Below are 13,333 nucleotides of genomic sequence, written 5' to 3'. Positions count from 1 at the left end.
TCGATCCGGCCGAGCACCCGGTGATCACCATCCGGCCCGGGACCGGTGGGCTCGTCGCCCGGGAGCGGCGGCGGCCGATCACTATCCTGGTCGGGGTGAGCCCACTTCCTACCCCGCTGGTGACGGTCGTGCCGGATCTGGATTCGGTGACGACGATCGGTCACGAGGACGATCCGTCCGATGCCGGGCTGACGCGCGGGCAGATGGAATCGGTGTGGGCGTCGGTGCTGGCGTGGTACCGGATGGGGACCACGCCCGCGATACAGATCTGCCTGCGACGCGGCGGGAAGATCGTCCTGAACCGCGCGATCGGCCACGGCTGGGGCAACGCCCCCACCGACCCGCCGGAGGCGGAGAAGGTGCCGGTGACCACGGATACGCCGTTCTGTGGGTTCTCCACCGCCAAGGGCGTCTCGGCGGCGCTGATGTTCATGCTGATCGAGCAAGGCGCGTTCGCGCTGGAAGATCCGGTCTGCGAATACATTCCGGAATTCGCGGCCAACGGCAAAGAGCGGATCACGATCGGTCAGGTGTTGTCGCACTCCGCGGGCGTGCCGTTCGTCACCGGCGAGTACCGGGGGTTCGACTTGGTGGTCGACGACGAACTCGCGGTGCGAGCCCTGGCCGATCTGGTCCCGAGCTGGCCGCCCGGCCGATTCCGCGTCTATCACGCGTTGACGAGCGGGCTGATCCAACGGCTCTTGGTGCAGCGGGCGACCGGTTTGCGGATGCGCGATCAGCTGCGCGATCAGGTGCTGGAGCCGCTGGGGTTCCGGTGGACGAATTTCGGGGTGCGACCCGAGGATGTCGACAAGATCGTCCCCAGCGTGAAGGTCGGTCCCGGCCCGTCTCGAATGTGGAACTTCCTGGCACGCAAGGCACTGGGCGGCGGCATGTCCGGATCGACCTCAACGGCCGCCCAGCGCGCCTTCCTCACCGCGGAGCTGCCCTCCGGAAATCTCGTCACCACGGCGTACGAACTGTCCCGCTTCTACGAAATACTCGCGCGCGGAGGCGAATTGGACGGTATCCGGATCATTCAGCCGGATACCTTGCGCCGAGCGGTGCAGCCCGCTGATTGGCTGCCCGGGCTCGCCGGACGGGTCAGCCGGGCGGGCTACGAACTCGGCGGCAGGCGCTCGAAATTCGGCCGCGACACCGGAACCCACTTCGGGCGCAGCGGCCTGACCACCCAGTACGGCTGGGCCGACCCGGCCCGCGGCCTCTCGGGCGCGATCCTCACCAGCGGCAAGGCGACCGCGGATACCGCACGCCCGTGGCGGCTGTGCGCCCAGATCTCCGGCACCGTCGGCCGCCTGGACCCCTGACGAGGCGGCCATCGGCGGTGACCGGCCCTGCCGCACGGGTTTCGGCATAGGGTCGGGGCATGACGAGCAATCCGTTCTTCGAGCCGAGCACGCTCGCGTATCAACTGCCGCCGTTCGCGGAGATCCGCGAGGAGCATTATCTGCCCGCATTCGAGCGCGGCATGGCCGAGCAGCTGGCCGGGGTCGCGGCGATCACCGCGGGCGATGCGGAGCCGACCTTCGCCGATACCGTGGTGGCGCTGGAGCGTTCGGGTGCCGTACTGACCCGGGTATCGAATGTCTTCTTCAATATCACGTCCTCGGACTCGACCGAGGGCACGGATGCGATCGAGGCCGAGATCGCGCCGAAGCTGGCGGCGCACCGGGACGCCATATACCTCGATGCCGCACTGTTCGCCCGGATCGAAGCGCTGCACCGGCGCCGCGACGACCTCGACCTGGACGCGGAGGAGCTGCGACTACTCGACCAGTACCGAAGGCGGTTCATCCGGGCGGGCGCCCGGCTGGACCCCGCCGGGCAGACCCGGTTGCGCGAGCTCAACGCGGAATTGGCCGCCGCGGCCACCGAATTCGGCCAGAACCTGTTGGCGGCGACCAATGCCGCCGCACTGGTCCTGGAACGGGAGGACGAGCTGGCCGGGCTCGGGCCCGCCGCAGTGGCCGCGGCGGCCGAGAATGCCAGGTCGCTGGGCCACGACGGGGCGTGGGCGCTGCGCTTACAGAATGTGTCCAACCAGCCCGTACTCGCCGAACTGGCCGATCGGGAGGTACGGCAGCGGGTGATGGCGGCCTCGCTGGGACGCGGATTCGGCGCGGACGGCCGCAACAGCGGACTCGCGGTGCGGATCGCCGCGCTGCGAGCCGAGCGGGCGACGCTGCTCGGCTACCCGGATCACGCGGCATACGCGGTGGAGGACCAGACCGCCAAAACCGCCGAGGCGGTCGAGGAGATGCTCGGACGGCTCGTCGCACCGGCGGTGGCCAATGCCGAACGGGAGGCGGACGAACTCGCGGCGGCCATGCGCGCGGCCACGCGGTCGGATGCGGAACTGCGCTCCTGGGACTGGCAATTCTGGTCGGAAAAGGTTCGGGCCGAACAGTTCTCGGTGGACGCGGAGGCGCTGCGCCCGTATTTCGAGCTGGAGCGCGTGCTGCGCGACGGGGTGTTCTACGCCGCCGAGCAGGTCTACGGGATCACCCTGCGGGAGCGCGAGGATCTGGTCGGATACCACCCCGAGGTCCGCGTATTCGAGGTGTTCGACGCCGACGGGGCGGCGCTGGGACTGTTCCTCGGTGACTTCTTCGCCAGGCCCTCCAAGCGCGGCGGGGCCTGGATGAACGAACTGGTCAGCCAGTCCCGGCTGCTGGGGACACGGCCGGTGGTGGTCAACAATCTCAATATCGCCGAACCCGCGGCGGGTGAGCCCGCACTGCTGACCTGGGACAACGTCCGGACGCTCTTCCACGAATTCGGCCACGCCCTGCACGGGCTGTTCTCGGACGTGCGGTATCCGTTCTTCGCCGGTACCGAGGTGCCGCGCGACTTCGTGGAGTTCCCGTCGCAGGTGAACGAGGTCTGGATGGCCCGGCCCGAGGTGCTGGCCAACTACGCCAGACATGTGCGCACCGGCGAGCCGATGCCCGCCGAACTGACCGAGCGCATGGCCGCGGCCGAGCGGTTCGGCACCGGCTTCCGCACCGTCGAGTACCTGGGTGCGGCGCTGCTGGATTGGGCGTGGCACCGGGTGCCGGGGGCCGAGGCGCTGGCCGGCGCCGATGCCGAATCGTTCGAGGAGGAGGCGCTGCGCAAGGCTGGTGTCGCCCTGGCGGCGATTCCGCCCAGGTACCGGACGGGTTATTTCGCGCACATCTTCTCGGGCGGGTACGCGGCGGGCTACTACTCCTACATCTGGAGCGAGGTGCTCGATGCCGACACCGTCGAGTGGTTCGAGGACGGCGCCGCCTCGATCCGCGACAAGGGCGAGGTGTTCCGGCGCGAATTACTGTCGCGTGGCGGGTCGGTGGACCCGCTCGAGGCCTTCGAAGCCTTCCGGGGGCGGGCCCCGGAAATCCAGCCGCTGCTGGCCCGGCGAGGTCTGACCGGCTGACCCGGGGAATTTTCTTCCTTGCCTTGACGTCGACGTCAATGTCTAGCATCGGCGTGGTCGGAGGGACCGGGAATGCATATCGGAGAGTTGGCCCAGCGCGCGGCGACCACCACCCGCGCGCTGCGCTATTACGAGTCGCGCGGACTGCTGGCCGCGCATCGCGACGACAGCGGCTACCGGATCTATACCGAGGACGATCTGCGCGTGCTCCGACAGATCCGGACGCTGCAGGACTGCGGATTCGAACTGGAGGACATCCGGCCGTTCGTGGAGTGCCTGCGGGCCGGAAACCCCACCGGTGACTCCTGCGCCGCCTCCTCGGAGGTCTACCGCCGCAAACTGGCCGAGATCGATGACCGCATCGCACGGCTGCGGGACGTGCGGGAATGGATTCACACCCGACTGGATCACCCCGGCGTCGTGGTCGCGGATCGGCCGGACCTCCCGCCGCCCCGCTGCGAATTGGCGCCGAGCGGCATCCACCTCACGGCGTAGCGCGCCACGCCGTTCGATTCCGGCGTGGCGCGTGCAACACACGATGCCATTCGGTGCTCGGGCGGGTGACGCGTTAACTTATTCGGGTGATGAGGGATTCCCTAGCGACAACGGCAGGAGCATGGCGAGCGGTTGACGGCACGGCGGTGCCGTTCCGGGAAGCTACCGTGGCATGGGCGCTGGCAGCGCATGCGGAACTGGCCGAAACCGCTACCGGCTATGGACATTTCATCACCGTCAACGAATTGGCCGAGCGGGTGCAGGAGACCTCCGGCGTACATACCGAGGCGCCGACGCGCACCTGGATGGACGCCATCCTGCGCAAGGTGGCCCGGCGCTGTCACAGCGCGGGCGAACCGCCGCTGACCGCGCTGTGCGTGCGACAGAACCAGACCGTCGGCGACACCTACCGCTATGTGCTCGAGCTCGCGGGGCTGCCGATCCCGGACGACCTCGAACTGCACGCCGCCTACGCTCGCTGGCAGTGCTACCAGCATTTCGGGGCCGGTATGCCCGCCGATGGCGGCATACCGCCGCTCACCCCCAAGGTGGCCGCCCGGCGCCGTGTGAGCACCGCCACCACCGCCGCGGCCCAGCCCGAGCCCGAACCGCAGGCGACCCGTGCGCGGATGTGCGGCCAGTGCTTCATTCAGCTGCCCGCGAGCGGAATCTGCCACTACTGCGGGTAATCCGGGATCAGTCGGGCCGCCACGCCGGGGCGGTCGTTGCAATGCCGGTGACCGTTACCCAGGCTTAGCAGCCATGTCCGCCACGTGCCCCACCTGCTCCTGGCCCTCGCCCATGCCCGTGTCATCACACGGCTCCGTCCGCTACCTCCGCTGCGTCTGTGGAACGTGGCTCGCGGCACACCGCGGCGGGGTGAGCCTGGTGGCCGGACGAGCCACCTGCACCGGACCGGCGGCCGAGCATCTCGAGCTGATTCCGCTACCAGAGGAGTAATCCGCCCGACTCCTCCCCTCGAAGTACCTGCTACGCAATGCCTTACGCGATCCGCCAGGTCTCGTCGACCGCCTCCGGTTCGGCGAATCCGCCCGCGCTGAGAGCCATCGCGGAGTTGAGGAACGACACCAGCAGCGAGTTGAGTACGCAACCCGCCTTCTCTTTCTCCTTCCTCAGCGGGGCGCGGTCCGCCCCGCGCCTGCTCGGGTGTCGATCGCCGCGAAGAAGCCGGCGACGATCTGGGCGATCTGGTCGCGCAGGTCACCGAGCCCGTCGTCGCCCGCTTGCGGGCCGGTCGACGGCCGGGCCAGGATCAGGTGCAGCACCGCGAAAACGCTTCGCCCCGCCAACAGGGCGGGTCGCCGGGCCCGCGCGGCGTCGACGCCGCGCTCCCCCGCCGCCGCGACGAGCCGCTCGGCGATCATCGACTCCAGCCGCGCGACCAGGACCAGCCCTTCCGTCCGGTACTTCTCGGCCGGCGCGCCGAATAACAGTTCACGTTGGTACGCCACGCCGTTCTCGACGTGCCGCTGGACCGCCTCGACGGTCGGCCCGACCATGCCGAGTACCGCCGCGATGGGATCGCGCCGCGCATGCGCGTCCCGTTCGCCGCGATCGAGCGCCGCCCGGAAGTCCTCGTTGTTGACCATCAGCAGTAGCTCGCCCTTGGACGCCGCATAGCGGAACAGCGTCCCGGCGGCGACATCCGCGCGATCGGAGATCTCCGAGCGAACTCTCAGCTACCGGACGCGCACACAGAGTCGGGTCGAATCGTCGGTACGATATGCGGTGATCATGAGCGGCAATATCACGCGGCCGGACCGAGCCACCGCAACGAGGGAAGCCATCCTGTCGGCAGCCGAACGGCTCTTCGCCGAATACGGCGTCGTCGCGATCTCGAATCGTCAGGTGAGCGAGGCCGCGGGTCAGGGCAACAATGCGGCCGTCGGCTACCACTTCGGCACCAAGACCGATCTGGTGCGGGCGATCGTGCGCAAACACACCGCACCGATCGAGGCACATCGGATGCGGCTGCTGGCCGAGCATCACGACTCGACGCTGCTACCGGACTGGATTTCCTGCCTGGTCCGACCCGTCACCGAGCACTTCGCCGACCTCGGATCCCCCAGCTGGTTCGCGCGGTTCGGCGCGCAGGTGATGACCGATCCGACACTGCGCCCCATCATGTACGAGGAGTCGCTGACCTCACCGTCGCTGCTGCGCACCATCGAGGGCATGAACCGCTGTTTGCCCGACCTGCCGCCGCACGTCCGCCGGGAACGCAACGATATGGGACGTCATCTGATTGTCCACGTATGCGCCGAATTCGAGCGCGCACTCGCCGACGGAACCCCGGAACCACGCGCGAACTGGCACGAATGCGGGACCGGACTCATCGACGCCATCGTCGGTATGTGGCAGGCGCCGGTCACCCGTTGAGACCGCCCTTTCGCTGACACGCCGTGTCACCTACATCGGAACGAAGGTAACTCCTGGTTTGCTGACTCCTGAGCCATCCGCGCGAAAGGAGTAATTCCGATGTCGCGACTCATCCTCGCCGCCTCGGCCACCGCGTGCGCCCTGTGCCTGTGCGCCGCTCCCGCCGCGGCCACAACCACGCAATCCGATATCCCCGTCACGCCCACGGCCGGGCTCATCGCCACCCTGGCACGCAGCAGCGTCAAAGTGGTGGCACTGACCATCGTCCCCGCCCACCAGTTCCAGTCCTTCGACAACATCATCACCCGCGAAAGCGGATGGGACGTCTTCGCCGTCAACCCGGCCAGCGGCGCCTATGGCCTCGGCCAGGCCTTGCCGCCGGAGAAGATGGGCACCCACGGGCCCGACTGGCTGTTCAACCCGGTGACCCAGATCCGCTGGACCTACGACTATATGAATGCCCGCTACGGCAGCCCGGACCGCGCGTGGGCCTTCTGGCAGATACACCACTGGTACTGACCCAATTGCCCTGCGCCGCACGGCACTACCCTCGACCGCGCGGAAACTCCTACGCTCAGAGCGTAATCGGCGCAGCGCCGGGCGGCCGGGATCGTACGCTCGAATCATGACCGAGCATCCGAAGCTGCACGCGATTCCCGGGGGACGTGACGACCGGCCGCGGCGCCAGGAATCGCAGACTCCGCCGGAGCCACTGTGGCGCGTGGTGCTGGGCGAAAGGTTGCGCGAACTGCGGCGCGAGCAGGACGAGACACTCGTCGAAACGGCCGGACGGGCGGGCATTTCGCCGCAGTACCTGTCCGAAGTGGAGCGCGGGCGCAAGGAGCCGTCCAGCGAGATGATCGCCGCGCTGGCCGGTGCACTCGGCACCACACTCGGCGACCTCACCGAACAGGTCGCGGATGAACTGCGCGCACAGCGCAGGCGCGCCCAGGCCAGGCACTCCGGCGCCGCGCGCACACTCATGCTCGCGGCCTAGCCGACGAGGGTCAGCCGCGCGGCCCGAGCACGTGGTCGGCCAGACCATAGTCGACCGCTGCCCGCGCGGTGAAGACCCGATCCCGGTCGGTATCGTGGCGCAGCCGCTCCGGCGTCTGCCCGGTGTGCCTGGCCAGGATGGATTCGATCTCCGCGCGCATTCGCACCAGTTCGTCGGCCTGGATGATCAGGTCGGGAATCGCGCCTTGGCCGCGAGCGGCGGGCTGGTGCAGCACCACCCTGGCGTGCGGCAGCATCGCGCGACGGCCGGGTGCGCCACCGGCCAGCAAAACCGCGCCGACCGCGATGGCCTGGCCGACGCAGGTGGTCTGCACGGGAGCCGAGATGTGCTGCATGGTGTCGTAGACGGCGAGCATCGAGGGCAGATCACCGCCCTCGCAATTGATGTACAGGTCGATCTCCTGCTCGGAACTCTCCGACTCCAGATGCAGCAGCTGCGCGATCAGCGCATTGGCGACCCCCGAATCGATCGGGGTACCGAGGTAGACGATCCGCTCGGCGAGCAGATGCGAGTAGATGTCGGTGATCCGCTCACCGCCACGCGGATGCTGGGCGATGACATTGGGAATGGTGTAGGTACTCATGCCGAAATTCCGATCCGCTGTCGCTGGGAGACGATCTGCCCGAACGAGCCGACGATGTGGTCGATGAAGCCGTATTCCTTGGCCTGCGCGGCGGTGAACCAGCGGTCGTGCAGCGAATCCTCGTAGATCCGGTCGAAGGGCTGGCCGGTGTCCTCGGCGATGATGCCGAGCACCGTATCCACGGTGTAGCGAAGGTCGTCGGCCTGGACCTCGACCTCGACCGTACTGCCGCCGATACCGGCCGAACCCTGATGCATCAGGATCCTGGCGTGCGGTAGTGCGAACCGTTTACCCGGACTGCCTGAGGAGAGCAGGAATTGCCCCGCACTGCACGCCAATCCGAGAGCCACCGTGGATACCTCGCACGGTATCAATCGCATGACATCGCGGATGGCGAGCATCGCGGCACCGATCCGCCCGGCGAGTGGATCCACAGCGAAATGCCGGTTTCGGCGTCCTCCGCGGCGAGGGTGAGCAGCTGGGTCATCAGCAGCGTCCCATTGTCGTCGTCGAGCGGACCGTCGAGCACCAATACCCGGCGCCCGAGCAGTTGCTCCCTGGCGCGCCAGCTGAACATCGGGGTCTTGTCGTCGTGAGCCATGCCTCCACCGTGCCCCCATCGGCACCGCGAAGTCGCCCCACGCTGCTCTGAGCGGATCTGCCCACAGCAGCGCTGTCGACCGGCATCCGGGACGGCCGGACAGCCGCTATCCGCAGACGGCGCCGCCGGAAGCCGATCCCACCAACTTGGTGTACTTGGCGAGTACACCGCGGGTGTAGCGCGGAGGCAGCGGTTGCCAGTCGGCTCGGCGCGCCGCCAACTCGCGCTCGTCGACGTGCACGTCGAGGGTTCCGTCGGCCACGTTCAGGGTGATGCGGTCGCCGTCGCGGACGAAGGCGATCGGCCCGCCGTCGACCGCCTCCGGCGCCACGTGCCCGACGCACAGGCCGGTGGTGCCGCCGGAGAAGCGGCCGTCGGTCAACAGCAGGACGTCCTTGCCGAGCCCTGCCCCCTTGATCGCGGCGGTGATGGCGAGCATTTCGCGCATGCCGGGACCGCCCTTGGGGCCCTCGTAGCGGATCACCACCACGTCACCGCCGGTGATGATGCCGTCTTCCAACGCGTCCAGCGCCGCTCGTTCCCGTTCGAAAACCCGTGCGGTACCGGTGAATACGCTCGAATCGAAGCCCGCGGACTTGACCACCGCGCCACCGGGCGCGAGCGATCCGCGCAGGATCGTGATGCCACCGGTCGGATGGATCGGCGAGGTCATGGCGCGCAGCACCTTTCCGTCCGGATCCGGCGGCGCGATCGACGCGAGATTCTCCGCCACCGTCTTTCCGGTCACGGTGAGGCAATCACCGTGCAGCAGACCGGCATCCAGCAGCGCCTTCATGATCACCGGTACGCCGCCGATCCGGTCGACATCGGTCATCACATAGCTGCCGAACGGTTTCACGTCGGCCAGATGCGGCACCCTCGCACCGACCCGCGCGAAGTCGTCGAGGGTCAACTCGACCTCCGCCTCGTGCGCGATCGCCAACAGGTGCAGCACGGCATTGGTGGAGCCGCCGAACGCCATCACCACGGCGATCGCATTCTCGAAGGCCTCGCGGGTGAGGATGTCGCGGGCGGTGATGCCGCGGCGCAGCAGTTCGACCACGGCCAGTCCGCTGCGGCGTGCGAAGCCGTCGCGCCTGCGGTCCGTGGCCGGCGGCGCCGCGCTGCCCGGCAGCGACATGCCGAGCGCCTCGGCGGCGCTCGCCATGGTGTTCGCGGTGTACATGCCGCCGCACGCGCCCTCGCCGGGACAGATCGCACGTTCGATGGCGTCGACGTCCTCGCGCGACATCAGTCCGCGCGCACAGGCCCCGACCGCTTCGAAGGCATCGATGATGGTGACCTCGCGCTCGGTCCCGTCGGACAGCTTGGCGATGCCGGGCAGGATCGACCCCGCGTAGAGGAAAACGCTGGCCAAGTCGAGCCGGGCGGCCGCCATCAACATGCCGGGCAGCGATTTGTCGCAGCCCGCCAGCAATACCGAACCGTCGAGCCGCTCGGCCTGCATCACCGTCTCGACGCTATCCGCGATCACCTCGCGCGAAACCAAGGAGAAGTGCATACCCTCATGGCCCATCGAGATGCCGTCGGAGACCGAGATGGTGCCGAACTCGAGCGGATAGCCCCCGCCCTCGAAGACGCCGTCCTTACACGCCTTGGCCAACCGGTCCAGCGACAGATTGCACGGCGTGATCTCGTTCCACGAGGAGGCGACGCCGATCTGGGACTTGGCGAAATCGGCGTCGCCCATCCCGACCGCGCGCAGCATCCCGCGCGCGGCGGTCTTCTCCAGTCCGTCGGTCACATCGCGGCTGCGCGGCTTGATATCCGCATCGGCCTCGGTTCGGTTCGTCATGCAGATCTCCTCTCCCCTGGGTCAGCGCGGGCCTCGGACATACCGTCGAGCAGCGTCCGATCTGCAACGTACCCCGGTTCGCCGGGCGCCCGGCGCTACGACGCCGAACCGACCGTCGGACGCGGTGCGCCGCGGGAGGTATCGGGGCGGATATGCCGGGGTGGTAGCGCCGATTCCGGTCCGAACGGATTACCCGGCGCGCCGGGGTCGAACTATCGGCGAACGATCCAGCGCCACCACCGTGACCGGCGGCGGCGTGCGGCCGGTTCGGTGGAACGCGGCGCATCGGTGGTGAGGGCGGATTGTTGCCCCTTCGGCGGCGCCGGTACGCGCTCGGCCCGCCACCGCGCGACGACCTCGTCGGCGTCGACCGGGGCGATCGGCACGCGCGGACCCTCGGGGAGCCGCAACCACTCGACGATGCGCATGTTCAACTCGGCGCAGGCCCCGCGCACCTCCGCCTCGGTGTCGAAATCACGCACCAGTTCCGGCAGTCGTTCGGTATCGCGGCGCAGCAGCAGCGACGCTGGGAGCATGACATCGCTGCTCACGCCCTCGCGGCGCAGATAGCCGCGCAACCACCAGTTCTCGTCGACCGGAGCGCCCGCCCCGGGAATCGGCTCGCCCGCGCCCCGGAGGTTGTCGAACTCACCGCGTTCGGTGGCCTCGCGTATCTGCTTGTCGATCCACGATTCGAAGGTGCTGCCCGCCGGCTTCCGCTCGGTCATGGCCGACGGTCTCAGTCGTGGGCGTGGATCCGCGCTTGCACCTCGGGGCGGCGCAGCGGCGGCACGGTCTTCGGGGGCACCTTGCGGTCCGGGAGTTGGGCGAGCAGCCGGCTCGTGGCGGCCGCGATCTCGGCGACGGCGGCATCCACGGCCGGGCGGGTCGCGGCGGAGATACTGGACAGGCCGCCGACCTTGCGGACGTACTGCAGGGCCGCGGCATCGACTTCCTCGGGGGTCGCCGCGGGCTCCAACCCGCGCAGGGCGGTGATATTTCGGCACATACTTCGAGGCTAGCGCGGCGGTCACGACCCCGCGACGGGGTCAGCGGACCCGCAGCACCGTCAACCGCCATCCGTGTGCCGGGGTGCAGACGATGCGCGCCGCGAGCGCCAGGTGGCGCGAGCCGCGCTGATATCGAGCGCAGATCTCCGCGGTCGCGGCATCCACCATGACCACATCCACCCGGGCCAGCACCGCGACACCGAGTCCGCGGGCCGGGACGAGGTCGCCGCTGACCAGCGTTCGCATCGCGGCGACCACCGAGGGTTGCGCGACAGCCGCCAATTGTCCGACCGGCCTGCGATGGTCGAGTACCTCCAGCACGATCCGCAGCGACCGTTCGGCGAATCTCCGTGCGTCCGAATAGGCGTGGCCGGCCGCGGGGGCGGGCCGTACGGGCTCGGTCCGGACCGGACGGCGCGACCGGGACGCCTCGGCGCGGCACGGCACCGCCCGGGGCGACGCCGCGGACTTTCGCATGCGCTCGTACCCGCCGCTACCGCGCAGCGGCGGTTCGAAATTCGGTACCGATGACAATGCCCTGTGGCATTCGGCCATCCCGTGCTCCCCCTCACCCCGGACCCGGCCCGCGACCGGATCTGACCACCCCGTGAATTCCCGCCGATTCTGCGGTGCGGCCCCCGGAGCGGCCCGAGTAGTCGACTACCTGTTTCGACCAGGCACGTTGGTGATGACGAAGATCACCGCGGCCGAGCCCGCGGCTACCGCCGGATCGTCGTTTCCGGGCTTGCCGTGACGTCGACGTCAAGGTTTAGCGTCGTCATCGGGCTGGAAAATGTCTCGCCCACAATGGATATCGGGAGACCCCATGATTCAGACAGACGCCGTTGTCACGGTGACGGATGCGAGCTTCGCCGTGGAGGTCCTCGAGGCCGAGCGGCCGGTGCTCGTCGACTTCACCGCGAGCTGGTGCCCGCCGTGCCGGATGATCGCGCCGGTGTTGGCGGAGATCGCCGCGGAGGAGGGTGAGCGACTGAAGGTCGTGACACTGGATGTCGACGAGAATCCGGCGACCGCGTCGGCCTACAGCGTGCTGTCCATGCCGACGCTCATGGTCTTTCGCGGCGGCGAACCGGTGAAATCCATGGTCGGCGCCCGTGCCAAGCGACGCCTGCTCCAGGACCTCGCCGACGTACTCTGACGCTCAATCCTTGCGCGCGACACCGCCGTAAGCACCCGACTGCCACGGGTGCTCGCCCACATCGGCCGGATTCTCGGGGCGCCACAGGGGCAGGTGGACCAGGCCGGGGTCGACCAGGGACCAGCCGTCGAAATAGGTGGTGATCTCTTCCTTGGCGCGCAGCACGATTTCGGTGGAGGTGCGGCCGGACAGTTTCTGCGCCTCGAGAACCTCGGCAGGCTGCCCGTCGGCGGTGGCGTGGGTGATCGCCAGATAGCTACCGGGGACGACCGCATCCCGCAGCCGCGCCACGCAACCGGCGGGATCGGCGTCGTCGGCGACGAAATGCAGTACCCCGAGCAGGAGTACGGCGACCGGCTTCTCGAAGTCGATCAGGCCGGTCACCTGAGGATCGTTCAGGATGGCGTCGGGCTGGGCGGCGTCGGCGTGGATCACCGCCGTATTCGGGTTGCCATCGAGGATGGCGCTGCTGTGCGCGACCGCGACCGGGTCGATGTCGACGTAAACCACCCGCGCCGAAGGGTTTCCGGACTGCGCGACCTCGTGCACATTGCCGACGGTCGGGATGCCGGAGCCGATGTCGAGGAACTGGGTGATCCCGGCGTCGACGAGGAACCGCACGCAGCGGCGCAGCAGTTCCCGATTGGCGCGCATGGTCTCCGCGATATTCGGGGTGAAAGCCGCGATCTGCTGCGCCAGTTGACGATCGATCTCGAAGTTGTGCATGCCGCCGACGAAGTAGTCGTACACCCGCGACGCACTGGGTCGATCCAGGTCGATTCCCTCAGGAGCCCAACTCGGTCTGGTCATGGATC

15 protein-coding genes and 2 pseudogenes are annotated in these 13,333 nt (G+C 68.6%); 8 read left to right on the top strand and 9 right to left on the bottom strand.

Features of this window, described 5'->3' with window-relative positions:
- The first annotated feature begins 95 nt into the window (after nucleotides 1-95).
- The 4 genes from AB0H61_RS14470 to AB0H61_RS14455 all read left to right on the top strand — a co-directional run bounded on the left by AB0H61_RS14470 (nucleotide 96) and on the right by AB0H61_RS14455 (nucleotide 4,620).
- Nucleotides 96-1,328, top strand: a complete 1,233-nt coding sequence (locus AB0H61_RS14470; RefSeq protein WP_357303627.1) for a serine hydrolase — start codon at nucleotides 96-98, stop codon at nucleotides 1,326-1,328.
- Between the two features lie 59 nt (nucleotides 1,329-1,387).
- Nucleotides 1,388-3,436 (top strand): M3 family metallopeptidase, encoded by a 2,049-nt coding sequence (locus AB0H61_RS14465; RefSeq protein ID WP_357303625.1) that lies wholly within the window; start codon nucleotides 1,388-1,390, stop codon nucleotides 3,434-3,436.
- 72 nt (nucleotides 3,437-3,508) lie between these two features.
- On the top strand, nucleotides 3,509-3,931 hold the full coding sequence (locus AB0H61_RS14460; RefSeq protein ID WP_357303623.1) for a MerR family transcriptional regulator: 423 nt from the start codon (nucleotides 3,509-3,511) through the stop codon (nucleotides 3,929-3,931).
- A gap of 167 nt (nucleotides 3,932-4,098) precedes the next feature.
- Nucleotides 4,099-4,620, top strand: coding sequence for a hypothetical protein (locus AB0H61_RS14455; RefSeq protein WP_357303620.1), 522 nt, complete (start codon nucleotides 4,099-4,101; stop codon nucleotides 4,618-4,620).
- A 316-nt stretch (nucleotides 4,621-4,936) separates the two neighbouring features.
- Here the strand turns inward: AB0H61_RS14455 and AB0H61_RS14450 are convergent.
- Both AB0H61_RS14450 and AB0H61_RS14445 read right to left on the bottom strand, forming a co-directional pair.
- A pseudogene (locus tag AB0H61_RS14450) lies at nucleotides 4,937-5,056 on the bottom strand (3-hydroxyacyl-CoA dehydrogenase); the annotation flags it as partial.
- 8 nt (nucleotides 5,057-5,064) lie between these two features.
- Nucleotides 5,065-5,541 (bottom strand): hypothetical protein, encoded by a 477-nt coding sequence (locus AB0H61_RS14445; RefSeq protein WP_357303617.1) that lies wholly within the window; start codon nucleotides 5,539-5,541, stop codon nucleotides 5,065-5,067.
- Nucleotides 5,542-5,686: 145 nt separating this feature from the next.
- Here AB0H61_RS14445 and AB0H61_RS14440 point away from each other — a divergent pair, with 145 nt between their 5' ends.
- The 3 genes from AB0H61_RS14440 to AB0H61_RS14430 all read left to right on the top strand — a co-directional run bounded on the left by AB0H61_RS14440 (nucleotide 5,687) and on the right by AB0H61_RS14430 (nucleotide 7,328).
- Entirely contained in the window at nucleotides 5,687-6,331 is a 645-nt protein-coding gene (locus tag AB0H61_RS14440) for a TetR family transcriptional regulator (protein WP_357303614.1), read from the top strand.
- A 99-nt stretch (nucleotides 6,332-6,430) separates the two neighbouring features.
- A complete protein-coding gene (locus AB0H61_RS14435) occupies nucleotides 6,431-6,850 on the top strand; it encodes a lytic transglycosylase domain-containing protein (protein ID WP_357303611.1) in 420 nt (139 codons plus the stop codon).
- A gap of 106 nt (nucleotides 6,851-6,956) precedes the next feature.
- Nucleotides 6,957-7,328, top strand: coding sequence for a helix-turn-helix transcriptional regulator (locus AB0H61_RS14430; RefSeq protein WP_357303609.1), 372 nt, complete (start codon nucleotides 6,957-6,959; stop codon nucleotides 7,326-7,328).
- Nucleotides 7,329-7,338: 10 nt separating this feature from the next.
- Here the strand turns inward: AB0H61_RS14430 and AB0H61_RS14425 are convergent, their stop codons facing one another.
- From AB0H61_RS14425 to AB0H61_RS14400, 6 genes and pseudogenes are all read right to left on the bottom strand, one after another.
- Nucleotides 7,339-7,932 (bottom strand): ATP-dependent Clp protease proteolytic subunit, encoded by a 594-nt coding sequence (locus AB0H61_RS14425; RefSeq protein WP_357303606.1) that lies wholly within the window; start codon nucleotides 7,930-7,932, stop codon nucleotides 7,339-7,341.
- Nucleotides 7,929-8,533, bottom strand: a pseudogene (locus AB0H61_RS14420) (ATP-dependent Clp protease proteolytic subunit). Before AB0H61_RS14420 ends, AB0H61_RS14425 begins: the two are co-directional and overlap by 4 nt.
- A gap of 106 nt (nucleotides 8,534-8,639) precedes the next feature.
- Nucleotides 8,640-10,349 (bottom strand): dihydroxy-acid dehydratase, encoded by a 1,710-nt coding sequence (gene ilvD / locus AB0H61_RS14415; RefSeq protein WP_357303603.1) that lies wholly within the window; start codon nucleotides 10,347-10,349, stop codon nucleotides 8,640-8,642.
- Nucleotides 10,350-10,561: 212 nt separating this feature from the next.
- Nucleotides 10,562-11,077 (bottom strand): DUF1992 domain-containing protein, encoded by a 516-nt coding sequence (locus AB0H61_RS14410; protein WP_357303600.1) that lies wholly within the window; start codon nucleotides 11,075-11,077, stop codon nucleotides 10,562-10,564.
- Between the two features lie 11 nt (nucleotides 11,078-11,088).
- Nucleotides 11,089-11,358, bottom strand: coding sequence for a DUF2277 domain-containing protein (locus tag AB0H61_RS14405; protein WP_357303598.1), 270 nt, complete (start codon nucleotides 11,356-11,358; stop codon nucleotides 11,089-11,091).
- Nucleotides 11,359-11,398: 40 nt separating this feature from the next.
- Nucleotides 11,399-11,914 (bottom strand): Rv3235 family protein, encoded by a 516-nt coding sequence (locus AB0H61_RS14400; RefSeq protein WP_357303595.1) that lies wholly within the window; start codon nucleotides 11,912-11,914, stop codon nucleotides 11,399-11,401.
- 271 nt (nucleotides 11,915-12,185) lie between these two features.
- On the opposite strand from AB0H61_RS14400, the gene trxA reads away from it, so the two are divergent.
- A complete protein-coding gene (gene trxA, locus AB0H61_RS14395) occupies nucleotides 12,186-12,518 on the top strand; it encodes a thioredoxin (RefSeq protein WP_357303592.1) in 333 nt (110 codons plus the stop codon).
- Nucleotides 12,519-12,521: 3 nt separating this feature from the next.
- On the opposite strand, the gene AB0H61_RS14390 is transcribed toward trxA, so the two are convergent.
- Nucleotides 12,522-13,328 (bottom strand): SAM-dependent methyltransferase, encoded by an 807-nt coding sequence (locus AB0H61_RS14390; protein ID WP_357303590.1) that lies wholly within the window; start codon nucleotides 13,326-13,328, stop codon nucleotides 12,522-12,524.
- Nucleotides 13,329-13,333: the final 5 nt, after the last annotated feature.

It is taken from the genome of Nocardia sp. NPDC050710 (assembly GCF_040654375.1).
Classification (GTDB): Bacteria; Actinomycetota; Actinomycetes; order Mycobacteriales; family Mycobacteriaceae; genus Nocardia.
The sequence above is the reverse complement of the archived record's forward strand: the minus strand, read 5'-3'. Positions and strand labels throughout refer to the sequence as shown.